This window comes from Pseudomonas sp. GM25 (assembly GCF_000282255.1).
In the GTDB taxonomy this organism is placed as follows: domain Bacteria; phylum Pseudomonadota; class Gammaproteobacteria; order Pseudomonadales; family Pseudomonadaceae; genus Aquipseudomonas; species Aquipseudomonas aphyarum.
The window spans coordinates 164,952-182,158 of record NZ_AKJQ01000034.1; the positions used below are offsets into that span (position 1 = coordinate 164,952).

The 17,207-nt window shown below is 62.4% G+C and carries 14 protein-coding genes and 1 pseudogene; 5 read left to right on the forward strand and 10 right to left on the reverse strand.

The window, feature by feature from the left end; translation table 11 throughout:
- Positions 1–27: 27 nt before the first annotated feature.
- The 4 genes and pseudogenes from PMI24_RS29220 to PMI24_RS11050 all read left to right on the forward strand — a co-directional run bounded on the left by PMI24_RS29220 (position 28) and on the right by PMI24_RS11050 (position 3,004).
- A complete protein-coding gene (locus PMI24_RS29220) occupies positions 28–231 on the forward strand; it encodes a hypothetical protein (RefSeq protein ID WP_157222935.1) in 204 nt (67 codons plus the stop codon).
- A 134-nt stretch (positions 232–365) separates the two neighbouring features.
- Positions 366–1,292 (forward strand): annotated as a pseudogene (locus PMI24_RS29765) (methyl-accepting chemotaxis protein); the annotation flags it as partial.
- 144 nt (positions 1,293–1,436) lie between these two features.
- Complete coding sequence (locus PMI24_RS29770) at positions 1,437–2,150, forward strand: methyl-accepting chemotaxis protein (RefSeq protein WP_371850997.1); 714 nt, start codon at positions 1,437–1,439, stop codon at positions 2,148–2,150.
- Positions 2,151–2,620: 470 nt separating this feature from the next.
- On the forward strand, positions 2,621–3,004 hold the full coding sequence (locus PMI24_RS11050; RefSeq protein ID WP_007953801.1) for a DUF6124 family protein: 384 nt from the start codon (positions 2,621–2,623) through the stop codon (positions 3,002–3,004).
- Between the two features lie 108 nt (positions 3,005–3,112).
- On the opposite strand, the gene PMI24_RS11055 is transcribed toward PMI24_RS11050, so the two are convergent.
- The 7 genes from PMI24_RS11055 to PMI24_RS11085 form a co-directional block, all read right to left on the reverse strand.
- Entirely contained in the window at positions 3,113–3,340 is a 228-nt protein-coding gene (locus tag PMI24_RS11055; protein ID WP_007953804.1) for a FitA-like ribbon-helix-helix domain-containing protein, read from the reverse strand.
- A 92-nt stretch (positions 3,341–3,432) separates the two neighbouring features.
- Positions 3,433–4,806: a DUF1329 domain-containing protein gene (locus PMI24_RS11060; protein ID WP_007953806.1), complete on the reverse strand. Its 1,374-nt coding sequence runs from the start codon at positions 4,804–4,806 to the stop codon at positions 3,433–3,435.
- A gap of 161 nt (positions 4,807–4,967) precedes the next feature.
- A complete protein-coding gene (locus tag PMI24_RS11065; protein WP_007953807.1) occupies positions 4,968–6,926 on the reverse strand; it encodes a DUF1302 domain-containing protein in 1,959 nt (652 codons plus the stop codon).
- Between the two features lie 45 nt (positions 6,927–6,971).
- Positions 6,972–8,258: a hypothetical protein gene (locus tag PMI24_RS11070; protein ID WP_007953809.1), complete on the reverse strand. Its 1,287-nt coding sequence runs from the start codon at positions 8,256–8,258 to the stop codon at positions 6,972–6,974.
- A gap of 116 nt (positions 8,259–8,374) precedes the next feature.
- Positions 8,375–9,943 carry an FGGY-family carbohydrate kinase gene (locus PMI24_RS11075; RefSeq protein WP_045121718.1) on the reverse strand — a complete coding sequence of 523 codons (1,569 nt, stop codon included), beginning with the start codon at positions 9,941–9,943 and terminating at the stop codon, positions 8,375–8,377.
- Positions 9,944–9,963: 20 nt separating this feature from the next.
- Positions 9,964–11,559, reverse strand: a complete 1,596-nt coding sequence (locus PMI24_RS11080) for a glycerol-3-phosphate dehydrogenase/oxidase (RefSeq protein WP_007953812.1) — start codon at positions 11,557–11,559, stop codon at positions 9,964–9,966.
- A 5-nt stretch (positions 11,560–11,564) separates the two neighbouring features.
- Entirely contained in the window at positions 11,565–13,160 is a 1,596-nt protein-coding gene (locus PMI24_RS11085) for an FAD-binding oxidoreductase (protein WP_007953813.1), read from the reverse strand.
- Between the two features lie 211 nt (positions 13,161–13,371).
- On the opposite strand from PMI24_RS11085, the gene gliR reads away from it, so the two are divergent.
- Entirely contained in the window at positions 13,372–14,400 is a 1,029-nt protein-coding gene (gene gliR / locus PMI24_RS11090) for an AraC family transcriptional regulator GliR (protein ID WP_007953814.1), read from the forward strand.
- Here gliR and PMI24_RS11095 read toward each other — a convergent pair.
- The 3 genes from PMI24_RS11095 to PMI24_RS11105 all read right to left on the reverse strand — a co-directional run bounded on the left by PMI24_RS11095 (position 14,397) and on the right by PMI24_RS11105 (position 17,202).
- Positions 14,397–14,765 (reverse strand): glyoxalase superfamily protein, encoded by a 369-nt coding sequence (locus PMI24_RS11095; RefSeq protein WP_007953815.1) that lies wholly within the window; start codon positions 14,763–14,765, stop codon positions 14,397–14,399. The two genes, gliR and PMI24_RS11095, sit on opposite strands and share 4 nt — an antisense overlap.
- Before the next feature lie 117 nt (positions 14,766–14,882).
- Complete coding sequence (locus PMI24_RS11100; protein WP_007953816.1) at positions 14,883–16,340, reverse strand: N-acyl-D-amino-acid deacylase family protein; 1,458 nt, start codon at positions 16,338–16,340, stop codon at positions 14,883–14,885.
- Position 16,341: 1 nt separating this feature from the next.
- Positions 16,342–17,202, reverse strand: coding sequence for a MurR/RpiR family transcriptional regulator (locus tag PMI24_RS11105; RefSeq protein WP_007953817.1), 861 nt, complete (start codon positions 17,200–17,202; stop codon positions 16,342–16,344).
- Positions 17,203–17,207: the final 5 nt, after the last annotated feature.

A 17,207-nucleotide genomic window follows, 5' to 3' on the forward strand; every position in this document is an offset into this window, starting at 1 on the left:
CACTTGTCATTCGATGCGGCGAGGTTAATGAGCACGTCGTGGGCAGGCAGTGAAACCCATGTGAAAAAAGTCTTGGGGGCGCTTGTTACAAAATCCGTAGGACAAAATCCTTTCAGCTATCGGATTTGCGGCCGATACAGTCCTGCTAACACCCTTGCTGGCTCAAAAAAACAACAATCTTCCAGCCTGACCGACGATCAAGACGCACAACGTTTTCTGGAGGATTTTTGATGAATAGCTGGTTCGGCAACATCAGCGTTAACCTGAAACTGGGGCTCGGATTCGGCCTCGTTCTGGCCCTGACCTGCATCCTGGCGCTCACCGGCTGGACCAGCCTGGGCGGCCTGATTGACCGCAGCAACTGGATGAGCGACATCACCCAGCTCAACGCCGGCCTGACCAAACTGCGCGTGGTGCGCCTGCAATACATGCTGACCAACGGCGACGAAACCGCCGCGCAGAATGTGCAGACCACCCTCGACGGTTTCGCCGCACAACAGCAAGCGCTGATCGGCAAATTCAAGAGCCCGGAAAACGTCAAGCTGCTCAAGGAGCAGGCGGCGACCATCGCCGAGTACCAGACGTCCCTCAACAAAATGCGTAACGCCTACCGCACCGGCAACACGGCGCGCGACACCATGGCCGCCAATGCCGAGACCGCCTACAACCTGATCGAATCGATCAGCGCCCGCGTCCAGCAGATGGACATGAGCGAACAGCGTTTCGAGCAGTTCCAGGCCATCACCGCCGCCAAGGAAGCCTTCATCCTGGCGCGTTACGAAGTGCGCGGCTACACCGCCACCACCAACGCCGAGACCGAGCAGAAAGCCGTCGGCCAACTGGACGTGGCCATCGCCAGCCTCAAGCAGCTGAACGTGCATTTCGCCAGCTCGCAGCAAGACGCTCTGCGTCAGCTGGAAACCGCACTGACCAACTACCGCAGCGCCTTGCAGGCCTTCAAGAACGCCAACAACGATGCGGTGCAGGCGCGCAAGGAAATGACCGATCAGGGCGCGACCATCGTGACCCTGAGCGAGCAGCTGTATCAGATCCAGCTCGACCGTCGTGACATCGAAAGCGCCCAGGCCCGCACCCTGCAACTGATCAGCACCCTGCTGGCCTTGCTGGTCGGCGTCATCGCCGCGTTCATCATCACCCGCCAGATCACCCGTCCGCTGCAAGAGACCATGGCTGTGGTCGACCGCATCGCCAGCGGCGACCTGAGCCACAACGTGATCGTCACCCGCCGCGACGAACTCGGCGTGCTGCAACAAGGCATCGCGCGCATGGGCGTGACCCTGCGCGACCTGATCAGCGGCATCCGCGACGGCGTCACCCAGATCGCCAGCGCCGCCGAAGAACTGTCGGCCGTCACCGAACAGACCAGCGCCGGCGTGAACAGCCAGAAGGTCGAGACCGATCAGGTGGCCACCGCGATGCACGAGATGACTGCCACCGTGCAGGAAGTCGCGCGCAACGCCGAAGAAGCCTCGCAAGCCGCAGCCGCCGCTGACGGCGAAGCCCGCGAAGGCGACAAGGTGGTGAACGAAGCCATCGCCCAGATCGAGCGTCTGGCCAGCGAAGTGGTGCGTTCCACCGAAGCCATGAGCGTGCTGCAACAGGAAAGCGACAAGATCGGCAGCGTCATGGACGTGATCAAGGCCGTGGCCGAACAGACCAACCTGCTGGCCCTCAACGCCGCCATCGAAGCTGCCCGTGCCGGTGAAGCCGGTCGCGGTTTTGCCGTGGTCGCCGACGAAGTCCGTGGCCTGGCCCAGCGCACGCAGAAATCCACCGAGGAAATCGAAGGCCTGGTGGCCGGTCTGCAGAACGGCACTCAGCAAGTCTCGGCCGTGATGAACAACAGCCGCGCCCTGACCGACAGCAGCGTCGCCCTGACCCGCAAGGCCGGCGACTCCCTGGAAAACATCACCCGCACGGTGTCGAACATCCAGTCGATGAACCAGCAGATCGCCGCAGCCGCCGAACAGCAAAGCGCCGTGGCCGAAGAAATCAGCCGCAGCATCATCAACGTCCGCGACGTCTCGGAACAGACGGCGGCGGCGAGTGATGAGACCGCCAAGTCCAGCGTTGAACTGGCGCGATTGGGTGGGCAGTTGCAGCAGATGGTTAGCCATTTCCGCGTGTAAGCACTGCACAAGAAAGCCGATGTACAAAGAAGGGCAGCTGAAAAGCTGCCCTTCTTTTTTGTCTTGAAATTGCCATCTTCAGAAATTGGATGACGCGTTCTGAATGGCAATTACACACGCTTGGTCATGGGTGTTTAAGAACACGCCGTGATACGTCCCGAAGCCCACAAAACCTTGCGCCGTTGCCTACGGCTACGCCAGAATCCGCCGGCTTGTGCGCCTTGGGCTGGCTGCGTAATTTGATTGCGTCACTGATTTCCAGTGATCGAGCTTAGCGGCTCGGGTAGTCGCTTTACGGTTGCACATGTCGAATCCAGTCAGGCACTCGCCTGCACTTGATGGTGGCTGTGCGCATGGCACCTTCGGGTGCGCCGGGTTTAAGGTGACTACCGGTCCGCTAACTTGCGCACAGCTGCCACCCTTTTGCTTAGCGGCGAAAAGGTGCGGCCTCAACCAAGAGGTTAGTCACCATGTTCAAGGTAACGCCAAACCCACCGCTCACCGACCCCACAATCATCCCGGATCCGGCATCCCCGTACGAATGCCCCGGCTCGAAACGCTTCAACGAAGCCGCCGAACGCGCCCTCGATTATCACCTGGGCCCACTCAGCGCCCACATCATGGCCGCTCCCTACAAACCCAACACCCTCTATCAGGCTCACCCCGAAGCAGACACCGAATCCCTGCTGGTGGACGCCAGCGAATCCCTCGGCTCCGCCACCGTCATGCTCAATAATCATGTGGCGCTGGTCGAGGGTAGCCACCGCAAGACCCTGCAAGGCATCGCCCAAATCGTGATGATCGCTGAAATGGCCGTTAACCGTGCGCTGGACAAGGTCGTGCCGACTGATTGATGCGGGATGTGGCGAGTGCGGTGCACTCTCCTTTTTTTTGCACCCTGTAAAAAGCCCGCCGCCACACTGTTTTTAGTGTGGCGGCGGGCTTTTTGTGAGCGGTGTTTATCAGCCGCTGAGGTTTTCTGAACGTGATGGCAGATCGAGCTCGACGCCACCCATGGCGCCGAATCGATTGCGTATCCGAGTCCCCAACCCGCCTGCTCGATCAAGCGTAGCCAACGCGTTCTCCAGAATCTGCTGCGCTTCGTCGTCCATGGAGTGGCCGTTTTGGGCGGCAGCGATACGCAGTTGCTCAGTCGTCCGCTCATCGAGTCGAATAGTGATGCTGGTCATAAGGCGTCCTTCAATCCGTGAAATGAGTGATCGCAGACTAACAAACCAACTCGAAAACCTCTGCCTGCTCTTTAGAAGAAACGGATTCCAGCTTACCGCGTCCCCCGCTGCCGCAACGCCGACGGCATGAAATACGAATCCTCCGGCACCGGTTGCGAGAAGTCGACGGTGGAGGCCTCTTCGTTATCCAGGTTCTGCACGTAGTACCGACGGGCCTGCAAGTCGTGGAAGACGTCGAGTGCGCTCCAGGTGGTGGGCAGGTCGTAGAAGTTTTTCAAGTAGGCCATCGACACGCGCCACAGCTCCCCTCGCCCGTCGTATTGATCCACCAAGGCGGCGCCCCAGCTGTCTTCGTCGAGGAACAGCACGCGTTTGGAATAGATATGCCGTGACCCTGGCTTGAGTGTGCCTTCGACCACCCAGACCCGGTGCAGCTCGTAGCGGGTGTATTGCGGGTTGAGGTGGCCGGGGGTGAGCAGTTGCGCATATTTCACGTCGGGGCTGCCGACTTTGTAGTTGTTGTAGGGGATGTAGATTTCCTGTTTGCCCTTGAGCTTCCAGTCGAAGCGATCCGGCGAGCCGTTGAACAGGTCGGTGTCGTCTGCGGTGCGCAGGCCATCGGAGGAGGCGATCGGCGTGTCGTACGCGAGGTTCGGCGCGCGGCGGACACGGCGTTGGCCGGCGTCGTAGATCCAGGCCTGGCGGGCGTCCTTGAGCTGGTCCAGTGTCTCGTGCACCAGCGCGGCGCCACCGGCGAGGCGCGCCGGGCTTTTCACGAAAGCGAGGTAGTAGAACAGGATGTTCTTCAGGTCGGCGAACTGGCCGCCCGGGCGGTAGTAATTGAAGAAGCCTTCCTGCTGCGAGGTCACCAGGGCGAAGCTGCCGTTGCGCTGCACGGGTGCTTCGGAAGCTCGACGGACAACGTAGATACCGCGATAGCGAGTGATGTGATTCCACAGCACCTCGACGCCATCCTTGGGCACCGGGAACGGCACGCCGCCATAGGCATCGGCGAATCCGCTGCCGCCCTCCAGCAGTTTGGCCGAGGTCGCATTTTTCAGGGTGTTGTCATACAGCCACTGCGGCGCCGAGCCGGATCGGCGCGAAGGGTAGACCGGCATCTGGAAGGTGTCGGGGTAGCTGGTGAACAGGGCGATCTGACCCGGCGTGAGATGCGCTTTGTATTGGTCGAGGTTGGCCTTGGTGATGGTGAACAGCGGTTTGTCCGCCGCGTACGGATCGGGGTGATGTTGACCGGGTTTGTAGCCCGCCGGTGCCTGGGTGATACCGCCGGTCCAGGCCGGAATGGTGCCCGCAGCATTGCCGGCGCGCTCGGCGCCCATGGGGGTGAGCGAGGTTTTCAGCTGTTCGGCTTGCTGGGGCGAAATGGCGGCCAGTGTACTGCCGGCGGTGAGGCTCAAGAGCAACGCCAGTGTGGTCTTGGTCAGTCGTGATGCAGGAAACATGTTCGTTCTCCGAAAATAAAACCAGGTCTGCATAGCCAGCAAATCCCCTGTGGGAGCCAGCCTGCTGGCGATGGCGGTGAGTCAGGCAACACAACGTCTGGATGTGCCGTCCTCATCGCGAGCAGGCTCGCTCCCACAGGGGGGCACCGGTGTTCTGGATATCAAAGGAAATACTTGAGGTTGAAACCGACGTTGTCGCGGTCGCGAATGCCGTTGTTCTGCCCACCGCCGTAGAACTCGGTGTACTGCAACTCGGCTTCGAGCCTGTTCTGGTAGTTGGCCTTGATCCCCAGCGTGTAGGCCTTGCGGCCCTCGATGGTGTTGCCGGCCTGGTAGCTGTTGCCTCTGAAGTCGTCCTTGTAGACGACGTAAGGCGAGACGTTGACCCCAGCGTACACGTCGTTCCAGGTGCCGTTGAACATCACCGTGTAGCTGTAGGAATCGCGGTTGACCTGATCGTCGCGATCGCCGCCGGACACGTACGAGGTGTTACCGGTGCCGGCGTAGTAACGGTTGCTGCCGTCGTAAGCGGTGTATTGCAGACTGCTGCCGCGCAAGTGCTCGGAGGCCAGTTCGAAGATGCCGAACATCGAGTCGAACGACAGCGTCGGGCCGAAGTTGTAGATGCTGCCCAGCGAAGTGTTGAACGCTTCGACCCGTTCGGCGTTGTTGATCTGGCTGTTGAGGGTGACCATTTGCCCGCCGACGTTGATGGTCTTGCCGGACACCGCTGCGGCAGCGCCGTTGGCCAGGTCGCCGATCAAATCGTTGGTGGCTGCGACGCCGATGGGCAGGTTTGGTCGGTAGGCCACTTCACCGAACACCGAGGCCTCGCCCAGCGTGGTGTTGAAGCTGAAACCGTACATGCGGATGTCTTCGGCATAACGCCGATGGGCCTGGATGTTGCCCATCACATCGGCAGTCGCCAGCCCGTTGGCGAGGGCCCCAGCCTGACTGCCCGCAACGCTCGACAGCATATTGGTCAGGGCATTCATGTCGATGCCGTTGTAACCGCCCAGGTCGGCAGCGATGGTCGGCTCCTTGGCGTGGTAATTGACCATGTACAGGCCGAACTCGGTGCTGTTGAGCTCTTCGGCGATGTAGCGAAAGGCGAAGCCAAACTGGCCGTCATTGCGCGCGTTGTAGTCCTTGCCGATCGACGCCACTTTCAGTGTGTTGCCATAGGCCGGAGTCACGCCGTTGGCGTAGAGGCCGGTGGACTTCAGCGCCGGGCCGAGCAACGGATTGTTGCCCAGTGCGCTGTACAGGCCGATGACGTTGCCGAACCCCGGCACCGGCGTATCAAGCGCGGTGCCGCTGAAGTTGTTGTAAGCGGTGTTGCCGCCGTCGGCGAACAGGTCGGTCTGCGAGTAGAAGGTGCCGACCGGGTCGATGCGGGTTTCCTTCCAGTTGGTCTGGTAGAAACTTTCCATCGTCAGGTTGTCGCTCAGGCCGATGTTGAAGCTGAGCGCCTCCACCGGCATCAGCACTTCCTTGACCTCGGCACCCGGCAAGCGATATTTCGCGGCATCCACCGGATTGGTGGTGTTGACCCCGCCGCGATAGAAAATCCCCTCGCCCCAGTTGAACACCTGACGCCCCACTCGCGCGGTGACCGGCATTGATGCGACGTCCCAGGTGCCATGAACGTAGGCGTCGAGCATCTCGATCCGGCTGCCGGCGATGTCGCGGGTCTGGCTGGTGAAACGGTCGTCCTGGGGATAACTCTGGCTCGGTTGCGACGGGCTGTTGTTGTGGTAGTAGTCGTTGCGCTTGTCCATCAACTGGGTGTCGTAGAACGCGGTGCCGCGCAGGAACATCCCGTAATTCTGGTAGTTGGCTTCCAGCTCCGACGTGATCTTGTACACCTCGGAAACCAGCCCGGTGTCGAAGTTGCGATTGCCGTCGTTGGTGTTGACGTCATCGTTGGTCTTGTCCCGGCCCTGCACCCGCCACAAGCGGCCGTAGGACAAGGTCGTGTCGAGCGAGCCGGTGACCTGATTGTCCAGCACGCTGAACTCGGCGGCCTGCACCGCATCGACTGCGCAGAGTTGCAGCAGCCCTGCCAAACCGACACCGGGGAGCGCTACGCCAGACAGGCGCAATCGAGTGTTGATCATCTGTTCCTCCTTCCCTGTTCTTATTGTTGTGTGTTGCCGCGATGCTTATGGCGCCAGCCCCGCACGGACATAAATCCGGCTGTGGGCGCCGAAATGGCCGAGCAGCCTGAGCAGTTGCTGATTGAGTTGCGGATGCTCGAAGGTCTCGCGCTGCAACTGATTGCCCGCGCTGAAATCGCTGGTGACCGGTGCCGATTCCAGCCACTGGCCGATGGCTTCATCGAAGGCGGCGGAGTCATCGACCGACTCGGCACTCACCACTTCGCGCAGGTAGTCCACGGAGTACGGCGGGTAATGCGCGTCACCGGCGGCATCGGCGTAAGCGTCGAGCATCGGATGCGGCTGACCGGCGCGCAGCACGCGGCGCAGCCAGGTCGACTGGTATTTCTCGACTTCCATGTGGCGGGTCGCGACCCGTTCGATGGAAGCCTGTTTGTCATCCGCAAAACCGGCCAGCGCCTTGCCCTCCAGCAGCAGAAGGCTCGGCAGTTCGACGCCCGGCAATGGCTTGGCGTGATACGGCTGGGTCAGGTCCTGAACGTGGTGCAGGCCCCAGCCGAGAAAGCGATAACCCCAGTAAGGATGGCCGCTGGCAAACGCCAGTCGCGCCAGCCCCATGTACTGATAGGCGCGCCAGTCCGGCCAGCTGCGTTCGAGAAATCCGGCGGCCGCGTACACCACCGGGCTCTCATGGAAGAAGCCCATGTGGAACGGCGCCTGGGAGCTGTACTGGAAGCGCGCATCGCCAAACGGCTGCGGGCCGAAGCCGTACAGCGCGGCGACTTCGCCGGGGTTGTCGCTGAACAGATTGATGTCGTGACCGTAATCCGGCTCGTCGGCGGCGCTCGCCAGCACGGCCAGGGGCGCGACTTTTTCGTGATCGGCTACGCGAATGAAACGCTGGCGATTCCACGGCGACAGCGTCTGCTCGACCATGACCTGGTCGGCCTGCAGATGCTCGCGCTCGGGCAGGTCCTTGCCCGGCAACGGCTGGATGACCATCGCCAGATGAATCAGCGGATTGATGCGCAGCGCGGTGAGGAAGTCGTGGCGCAGATTGTTGCTCGGTGTGGCGGGCAACTTGAGGTTGTCGGGGCGTGGCGGGTACTGGTTGAAATGCTCGCGGGCGAAGCGTTCCTGCTCATCGAGCAACGCGACGATGGCCGGGTATTGCTCGGAGAGAAATTGCTCCAGCGGTTCGACCTCGACGGGCGATGCATCGCGCAACGCCGGCAGATCCTGCAACGCCAGGTAACTGCCCACCGTATGGTTCGACCAGCCCCACGCCGTGGGGGCCATTGCGCAAAGCAGCAGCAGGGAGATCAGCTTCATTGCTTCTGGTTCTTGTTATGTGTGCCGTGGGGATCGAGCCTAACAACCGACCCCGCCCCTGACACTGTCCGATCTCACCAGAAAAGTTCTCCAATAGCGCCACGTGCGATGTTGTTTCAGGCCGGGTAACCGGTGATCTTGCGGATGCTCTGGTACAACGGTTTGAGCTGTCGATACATGCGCAGATAGACGTCCTTGTACAGTCGCTCGTAGACCTGCTGCGCCTCGGGTTGCGGCTGAAACACCGCGCCAACCCGGGTCATCGCGGCTATCGCCGTGCGGAAATCCGCGTGCAGCCCGAGTCCCACCGCGCAGCAAATCGCCGCGCCCAGACCGGACGCTTCATAGACATGCGGACGCTCCGCCGGCAGGCCGAAGATGTTCGCCGTCAGTTGCATCGCCGCATCACTTTGCGAGCCACCGCCAGCAACTCGTAAACGGGTGACGGAGATCTTCGAGCGCTTCTCGATTTTCTCCATACCCTGACGCAACGCATAGGCCAGACCTTCAAGGATCGCCCGGTAAATGTGCGCGCGGGTGTGCACGTCACCGAAGCCGATCATCGCGCCTTTGGCCTCCACACCCGGTTCGCGAATCCCCGGCGACCAGTACGGTTGCAGCATCAACCCCATCGACCCCGGCGGCACTGCATTGACCAATGCATCGAACAGTTGCTCGGGCTCGATGCCCTGCTCCTTGGCCTGCTGCATTTCCCGCAGGCCGAACTCGTTCTTGAACCAGCTGACCATCCAGTAACCGCGATAAATCATCACCTCGCAGTTGTACTGATCCGGCATCGCCGACGGGTACGGCGGAATCAACGGGACGATTTCCAGATAGCGCGAACGGGTGCTGGTGATCGTCGCCGTGGTGCCGTAAGACAGGCACACCGTGCCCGAATCCACGACGCCGGAACCGAGCACTTCACAGGCCTTGTCGGCCCCCGCCGCGATCAACGGAACGCCTTCGGGAATGCCGGTGTGAAGACTCGCTTCGGCGCTGATGTGGCCGAGGGTTTCACCGGGTTTGTGCAAGGTCGGCAGTTGCTCGGGACGCACCGCCAGCGCCTGCCATTTCCAGTCACGCGGCGCGGCCCAGCGCAGGCGTTTGAAATCGAATGGCAGGTAACCGACGCAACAGCCCACCGAGTCGACAAAACGCCCGCAGAGGCGATGCGTTAGGAACCCCGAGAGCAACAAAAACTTGTCGGTCGCCGCCCACACGTCAGGTTGATGGCGAGCGATCCAGTTGGCCTCGGCCTGGGCGCGAAAGTAATCCACCGTGGCCTGCGCGCCGGCCAGTTTGAACAGCCAGCCCCACGGTCCCTTGATTCCGCCTTCGACTTCACTCTGACGTTGATCGAGCCAGAGAATCGCCGGGCGCAACGGTTTGCCTTGGGCATCGACGTTGATCACCGTGCCGCGCTGCGTCGTGAGAGAAACCCCGGCGATCTGCGAACGATCGATGCCGGTTTGCGCCCACACCTGCTGGCAGGCCTCGCCCAGTTTCGCCCAGTAATATTCCGGGTCCTGCTCGGCCCAGCCCGGTTGCGTCGAGTAATAGGCCTGCAATTCAACCTTGCCCTTGCCGAGCAGATTGCCCTGCAAATCGAAGAGCAGCGCGCGCACGCTCTGGGTGCCATTGTCGATGGCCAGCAGGTAACGCTTGTTCGGGTGGTTGTCCATGGAGCTCTCTTCGAGGGGCATCACTGCGCGATATCCGGCAGGCCGTGATGGCGTTGCCATAACGCCTGATAGCGTTGCTGTTCCTGTTGCCAGTGTTCGTCGTTCCAGCCCAGCCGTGGTTGGCAGAGTTGGCGAATGGCCGGGAAATACTCCGCGCCGCCACGGGGCAGCAACAGGCCGAGACGGGTTCGGCGCAGCAGCAGGTCATCCAGGTGCAGGACCATTTCCGCTTCGCAGGCGAAGGCCAGTTCGGCCCACAAGGTGTCGGTGGCGCCGACTGTTTCATGGCCCAGTTCGGCGAGCAGTTGCGCCAGCCTTGGCAGGTCCCGGCCATGTCGGCCGGCCAGACGTCGCCACTGAGCGGGACTGAGATCCGGGATCGCCAGTGGCGGCACGGCGGCAAACACCGGCGCGGCATCATCTTCGAAAGAACGGCCGAGCATGTCGGCGCACGCCTTGAGCACTTCGATGGCCTGCGGGCGGAACGTCGTGAGTTTGCCGCCGGCCAACGTGACGCAACCCGGCTCCTGCCACAGCACATGCTCACGGGTTTCATTCGACGGTTTGTCTTGATGCTCGCCCGCCGCGCTGCCCACCACCGGGCGCACGCCGGACCAGGTTGAAAGCACGTCGGCGGCTGTCACTTCGGCCCCGGGAAACTGCTGTCGGCAGGCGGCCAGCAGATAGTCGAGTTCTTCGGTGCTGATGCTCGCGCTCTGGTCCAGATTCTCGCGGTGATCGAGGTCCGTGGTGCCGACCACCGTGGCGCCTTCCCACGGGAAAACGAACACCGGTCGCCGATCCTGCTCGTGCATAAACGTGAACGCCTGCGCCACCGGCAAGCGCCAGCCCGGCAGCAGCAAATGACTGCCGCGCAATGGGCGCAACTGACGCGGCGCCTCGGATGGACGCAAGCGCTCAGCCCAGGCCCCGGTGGCCACCGCCAGCACGCCACAACGCAATTGCAGTGACTCGCCAGCCTCACAATCTTCGACCTGAACGCCACACACCCGCCCGTTTTCCCGCAGCAGATGTTCGACGCGCACACCGTTGAGCACTACCGCGCCATCGGCCCGTGCTTCGCTCAACACACGCATCACCAGCCGTGCGTCATCGGTCAGCGCATCGATAAAACAGGTGCCACCCAACAAGTCATTTTCTTTCACGCCCGGAGCGAGATAACGCAGTTGCTGCGCGTCATGGAAACGATGGTCGCGGCGTCCGGCCAATGCGTCATAGATCGACAACAGACCACCCAACACTCGCGGCCCGGGAAAGCCGCCGCGATAGTGCGGCATCATGAAACTCATCGGCTCCACCAGCCCCGGCGCTTCGTCGAGCAGACGCTGGCGTTCGCGCACCGAATCCCGGGTCAGCCGCCACTGGCCCTTGGCGATGTAGCGCAAACCGCCATGGACCATTTTCGACGACCGACTGGACGTGCCCCAGGCAAAATCACGCTGCTCCAGCAGCAGGCAACGCCAGCCACGACGCGCGGCTTCACGCAGAATGCCGGCGCCGCTGATACCGCCGCCGATGACGATCAGATCCCAGGTTTCAGCCGCCAGCGTCGGCAGGATTTGCTGGCGCCATTCGGCGTTCCAGTCCGCGCTCATGGCGGTCACTCCTGCAACAGCGTGCCGGGGTTCAGACGCCCGGCCGGGTCGAAGTGCCGGCTCAGCGCCTGCAAGGTGTCCATTGCCAGCGCGCCCTTTTCGCGCGGCAGGTACGGCGCATGATCCTTGCCCACGCCGTGCTGGTGGCTGATGGTGCCGTGGTTGTCGACGATGGTCTGGCTGGCCGCGTGCTTGAGGGCCTTCCAGCGAGCGAGCGTCGCAGGATAGTCCGCCGCCGGGCGAAACACGTAGGTGGTGTAGATGCTCGAACCTTCGCCGTAGACGTGGGACAGGTGCGTGAACACGTGCACTCGTTCGCCCTCGGCCGCCAGGGCATCGCGCAGGCTGTTTTCGATCCGGTTGAGCAGGTTGTCGACGTTGCTCCAGTCGGTGGCGGTTTCGAGGGTGTCGACCACGTAACCGGCGTTCCACAGGTTCTCTCGCAGATACGGAAAACGAAAGCGGTTCTGCGCCCACTTCTTGCCCAGCAGCGTACCGGTGAACACACCGCCGAATGCCTTCAGATGCTGACGGGCCTGACTCAGGGACAGCGCATTCTGCCGGCGATTGCCAGTCACACCGAAGGTCAGCAGGCACTTGCCTTGCCCGGCGCCGCGCAGGCTCAGGTATTTCTCCAGCCAGGCGATCTGCTGTGGATGGCCGGCCAGCGCCAATTGTGTTTCGGTCTCCACCGCGTTGGACAAGCGCAGCATCGACAGCGGCACCCGCGCCTGGGCCAGTTGTTGAATGGCTTGCAGTGCCTTGCTCCAGCTGGGCAGAAAAACGCCGTAGAAACGTTCATCGGCCGGCAGCGCGCTGACCCGCACCTTGACCTCGGAAATGATCCCGAAACGCCCCTCGCAACCCAGCACCACTTCGCGCAGATCCGGGCCGGCCGCCGAGGCCGGGAAGGTCGGGATTTGCAGCGGCCCGGCAAAGGTTTCCAGGGTTCCGCCGGCGAACAGTTGCTCGATCCGCCCATAGCGCAGCGACTGCTGACCACTGGAACGACTGGCCACCCAACCGCCCAGCGTCGACAGCTCCCACGACTGCGGGAAATGCCCCAGCGTGTAGCCTCGGGCGCGCAGTTGGCTTTCCACCTGCGGGCCACTGGCGCCGGGGCCGAAAGTCGCCAGCAGGCTTTGTTCATCGAGGTCGATCAGGCGGCTCATCCGCGCCAGCGACACCGTCACCACCGGCCGCGCAGAGTCTGGCGGATTGATGTGCCCGGCCACCGACGTGCCGCCGCCGTAGGGAATCAGGCACAGGTCCTGCGCCTGGGCGAGCGCCAGCAACTGGCGGATGTGTTCGGCAGTTTCCGGGAACGCCACGGCGTCGGGATAGTTGCCCAGCGCACCTTCGCGCAACGCCAGCCAGTCCGGCAGGCTCTGCCCGCGTGAGTGCAGCAGACGGTCATGGGCATCGATGCTGTACAAGGCGTGTTCCGCCAGCCGCGAGACCGGTACGCGGGCCAGCGCCGCTTCAAGCGTCGCATCGGGCAGCGCGCGGCCCTCCCCTAGTCGCTCATGGAGAAAACTTGCGCCCTGGGCCGGCAGTTCGACCACCGTGGTTGCATCTCCCCAGCCGTTCCAGCGTCGCATGCGTGTGTCCTTCTGTGCAGTCTGATCAGTGAGATTTCAGGCCCTCATACTAGTCAGCCGGCCGAAAGTGTCACGGTCGCATCCGGCCAGTTCGAGTAGCCAATTGAGTCAAACGTCGAGCAAGCGTCAGCCATTTACTTTAGTCGTGGATTCAAATTACCTTTCAGGGCGCTCATCCGCCCGTGGCGGCCTCGATCAAGGGAATACGGTCATGCAATCGCTCGGCTTCACCTCCGTTCCGCCGCTGCTCAAGTACCTGCGCCATGCCGAACACCTGGGCCTGGCCATCGAGCCTGCGTTGGCAGCGGCCGGGTTGCAGGCGCAGCAGCTGAGCGACAACAGCCTACGCCTGCCGGGTGAAACCCATGAGCGGTTGCTCGATTACTTTTGCGAACACTCGGGCGATCCGCTGTTCGGCCTCAACGCCGCGAATTTTGTGCTGCCCAACTCCTGGAGCGTGCTCGGCTACATCACCATGAATTGCGCGACACTGGGCGACGCCATGAGCCGCATCATGCCGTTCGAAAAACTGGTGGGCGACATGGGCGTCAGCCGCGCCGAGGTGCACGACAGCCACGTGCACCTGATCTGGAGCTGCCGCTTTGAACGCCCGCGGATTCGCCGGCATCTGGTGGAAAACGTGCTCGGCTCCTGGCTGCAATACGCACGCTGGATCGCCGACACACAGTTGTCGCCGGCCGCGGTGTGGCTGGAACACTCGATCCCGGCGGACACCACGCAAGCGCAGTACGAACAGTTTTTTGAGTGCCCGGTGCTGTTCGATCAGCCGTATTCAGCGCTGATCGTGCCGTTGCCGTATTTGCAGTTGCCGTTGCGCCAGGCCGATGCGCATTTGCTGCGCACGCTGGAAGAACACGCGCAGAGTTTGATGGCGACGCTGGAGGATGCGTCGCTGGAACAGCGGGTCAAGAGCATCCTGCGCCAGTTGCTCAAGGAAGGCCTGCCGCGCAAGGAGCAGGTGGCCGAACATCTCGCCGTCTCGGTGCGCACGCTGCAACGCCAGTTGCATCAGGCCGGCACGTCGTATCAGCAGATCCTCGACGAACTGCGCCAGGAACTGGCTGAGCATTACCTGCTCAACAGCACCTTGCCGATTCAGGACATTGCCCAATATCTGGGCTTCACCGAACCGCGCTCGTTTCACCGCACCTTCAAGAGCCGACGCGGCATGCCGCCCGGCGAGTTTCGGCAGACTCACCGGGTAGCGAACGACAGTTAGAGGCTGATCGCGTTGGTGAACACCAGACGATTGCCGAACGGATCGGCGATGGTCATGTCTTGGCTGCCCCACGGCATGGCCTGGATGCCCGGGTGCGAGAACTTGTAGTTCTTGGCGACCAACTGCTGCTGGAACGCCTCCAGTTCATCGGTCTCGATCCGCAGGGCCGAACCCGGTGTCGCATCGCCGTGGTGTTCGGACAAATGCAGCACACACTCGCCGCGCGAAACCTGCAGGTACAACGGGAAACCGGGTTCGAAACGATGCTGCCAATCGATCTTGAAGCCGAGGAAGTCGACGTAGAATTCCACGGCCTTGGCTTCATCGAAAATCCGCAGGATCGGGGTGGTTTTGCCGAAGCTCATGGGTTGCTCCCTGACTGATTGGCCCCAGAGTGTAGCCGGGGTGGATGTCAGCAATTCGGCTTGATGATGGCTTTCTTTAATTGCAATGTGCCATCACCGTGACGCAGTCAGCAAAATTCAACGAAAGCCGTCGCGCAGATCGCCCTGGCGCGCCAGGAACCGCCCTGGTCTCTGGCCGTTGGCCTGACCGTCGCGGTAACTCAAAACACCATTGATCCACACGCCCTCGATGCCTTGGGCGGCACGTTGCGGGTCGTTGAAATCCGCCACGTCACGCACGGTCGCCGGGTCGAACAACACCAGATCCGCCCAGTGCCCTTCACGAATCTCGCCCCTTTCCTTCAAGCCGAAACGCGCTGCCGACAGACCGGTCATCTTGTGCACGGCGGTGTGCAGCGGAAACAGGCCGACATCGCGACTGAAATGTCCTAGCACCCGTGGGAAAGCGCCCCACAGACGCGGATGCGGGAACGGGTCTTCCGGCAGGCCATCGGAGCCGACCATCGACAGCGGATGAGCGAGGATCCGGCGCACGTCGTTCTCGTCCATCCCGTAATACACCGCGCCCGCCGGTTGCAGACGCTTGGCGGCGTCGAGCAACGACAGGTTCCATTCGGCGGCGATGTCCATCAGGTCGCGACCGCCCATTTCAGGATGTGGCGTCGACCAGGTGATGGTGATGCGGTGGGCGTCGGTGACCTGCTTCAGATCCAGCGTCGAAGAACTCGCCGCATACGGGTAGCAATCGCAGCCGACCGGGTGGGTTTTCGCCGCTTCTTCCAGCGAGGCGAGCAACTGCGGACTGCGGCCCCAGTTACCGGCACCGGCACATTTGAGGTGGGAGATGATCACCGGCGATCGAGCATGGCGTCCAATGCGGAAGGCCTCGTCCATCGCCTCCAGCACCGGTTCGAACTCACTGCGCAGGTGCGTGGTGTACACCGCGCCGAACGCATTCAGTTCTTCGGTCAGTTGCATGACTTCATCGGTGGATGCGGAGAACGCACTCGCATACGCCAGACCTGTGGATAAACCAAGGGCGCCCGCCTCCAGGCTTTCACGCAACTGCTCGCGCATCGCGCTGATTTCATCGTCGGTGGCGGTGCGAAACAGATCATCAAGATGATTGCTGCGCAGCGCCGTATGCCCAACCAGCGCCGCCACGTTCAGCGTGGTATTGGCCGCCTCGACCGCCGCGCGGTAATCGCTGAAACGTGGATAAACGAACGCCGCCGCCGAGCCGAGCAGGTTCATCGGATCCGGCGGATCACCGCGCAAACTGACCGGCGCGGCACTGATCCCGCAGTTGCCGACAATCACCGTGGTCACGCCCTGGCTGAGCTTGGGCAGCATCTGCGGCTGGCGGATCACCACGGTGTCGTCGTGGGTGTGCACGTCGATGAAACCCGGCGCCAGCACACGGCCGGCGGCATCGATTTCATCGGTGGCGCGGGCATCGCGCAAGTCGCCGATGCGCGCGATTCGGCCATCGAGGATCGCCACGTCGGCGGCGTAACCGGGGCTGTTGCTGCCGTCGATGACCAAAGCGTTGCGAATCAGGGTGTCGTACAGCATGTCAGTCTCCCAGCGGCAGGTGATCGTCGCCGCCACGGTATTCGTCGAGGGCGAGTTTGATTCGCCGCAGACGTTCTTGATTGTCTTCAGGATTGGCCAGCGCCAGCTCGGTGGCCAGCACGTCGATGGCGAGCAGCATGCCGTAGCGCGCCGCCGTCGGTTTGTAGATGAACGAGGTCTCGGCGCCTTGCAGCGGCAGGACGATATCGGCCAGTTCCGCCAGCGGCGAGTCGGCGCGGGTGATGGCGAGAATCCGTGCGCCGTAGTTGCGCGCCAGCGCTACGGTCTCCAGCAATTCCGGGGTGATGCCGGTCAGCGAACAGACGATCACCACCTGCTCGGCGCTGAGGCTGGCGGCGGTGACGCGCATCATCACCGCGTCGTGGCACACCGCAATCGGGTAGCCGAGGCGCACCAGCCGCACTTGCAACTCATCGCTGCACAGGGTCGAGCAACCGCCGATGCCGAAGGCGTGAATCATCCGCGCCTGACCCAGCAGTTTCACCGCATCAGCGAAGCGCGATTCGTCGAACGCCGCCAGATGCTGGCGCAAGGTGGTTTCGATATCGCCGACGATCTGCCCGTAAAACGCCGACTGCTCGGGCGTGCCCGCCGGGTCGAGGAAACGGCTGCCGACGCCGCTGGCCTGGGCCAGTTGCAGGCGCAAGTCGCGCAGGTCACGGCAACCGACGGTGCGGGCGAAGCGTGACAGCGTGGCGGTGCTGACTTCGGCCCGTTGCGCCAATTCTTCGAGGCTGGCGGAGGCGGCAAATCCTACGTCGTCGAGCATCAGACGGGCGATGCGTCCTTCACCGGCGCTGAAGGAATCCTGACGGGCGCGGATCTGATAAAGGATGTCCATGGCGG

Coding starts and splice junctions, on each gene's coding strand:
- PMI24_RS11060 (WP_007953806.1), bottom strand. CDS start 4,806: ATGTTTCCTGCATCACGACTGACCAAGACCACACTGGCGTTGCTCTTG.
- PMI24_RS11065 (WP_007953807.1), bottom strand. CDS start 6,926: ATGATCAACACTCGATTGCGCCTGTCTGGCGTAGCGCTCCCCGGTGTC.
- PMI24_RS11105 (WP_007953817.1), bottom strand. CDS start 17,202: ATGGACATCCTTTATCAGATCCGCGCCCGTCAGGATTCCTTCAGCGCC.
- PMI24_RS11050 (WP_007953801.1), top strand. CDS start 2,621: ATGTTCAAGGTAACGCCAAACCCACCGCTCACCGACCCCACAATCATC.
- PMI24_RS11055 (WP_007953804.1), bottom strand. CDS start 3,340: ATGACCAGCATCACTATTCGACTCGATGAGCGGACGACTGAGCAACTG.
- PMI24_RS11085 (WP_007953813.1), bottom strand. CDS start 13,160: ATGCGACGCTGGAACGGCTGGGGAGATGCAACCACGGTGGTCGAACTG.
- gliR (WP_007953814.1), top strand. CDS start 13,372: ATGCAATCGCTCGGCTTCACCTCCGTTCCGCCGCTGCTCAAGTACCTG.
- PMI24_RS29770 (WP_371850997.1), top strand. CDS start 1,437: ATGCACGAGATGACTGCCACCGTGCAGGAAGTCGCGCGCAACGCCGAA.
- PMI24_RS11080 (WP_007953812.1), bottom strand. CDS start 11,559: ATGAGCGCGGACTGGAACGCCGAATGGCGCCAGCAAATCCTGCCGACG.
- PMI24_RS11100 (WP_007953816.1), bottom strand. CDS start 16,340: ATGCTGTACGACACCCTGATTCGCAACGCTTTGGTCATCGACGGCAGC.
- PMI24_RS11075 (WP_045121718.1), bottom strand. CDS start 9,943: ATGGACAACCACCCGAACAAGCGTTACCTGCTGGCCATCGACAATGGC.
- PMI24_RS11070 (WP_007953809.1), bottom strand. CDS start 8,258: ATGAAGCTGATCTCCCTGCTGCTGCTTTGCGCAATGGCCCCCACGGCG.
- PMI24_RS11095 (WP_007953815.1), bottom strand. CDS start 14,765: ATGAGCTTCGGCAAAACCACCCCGATCCTGCGGATTTTCGATGAAGCC.
- PMI24_RS29220 (WP_157222935.1), top strand. CDS start 28: ATGAGCACGTCGTGGGCAGGCAGTGAAACCCATGTGAAAAAAGTCTTG.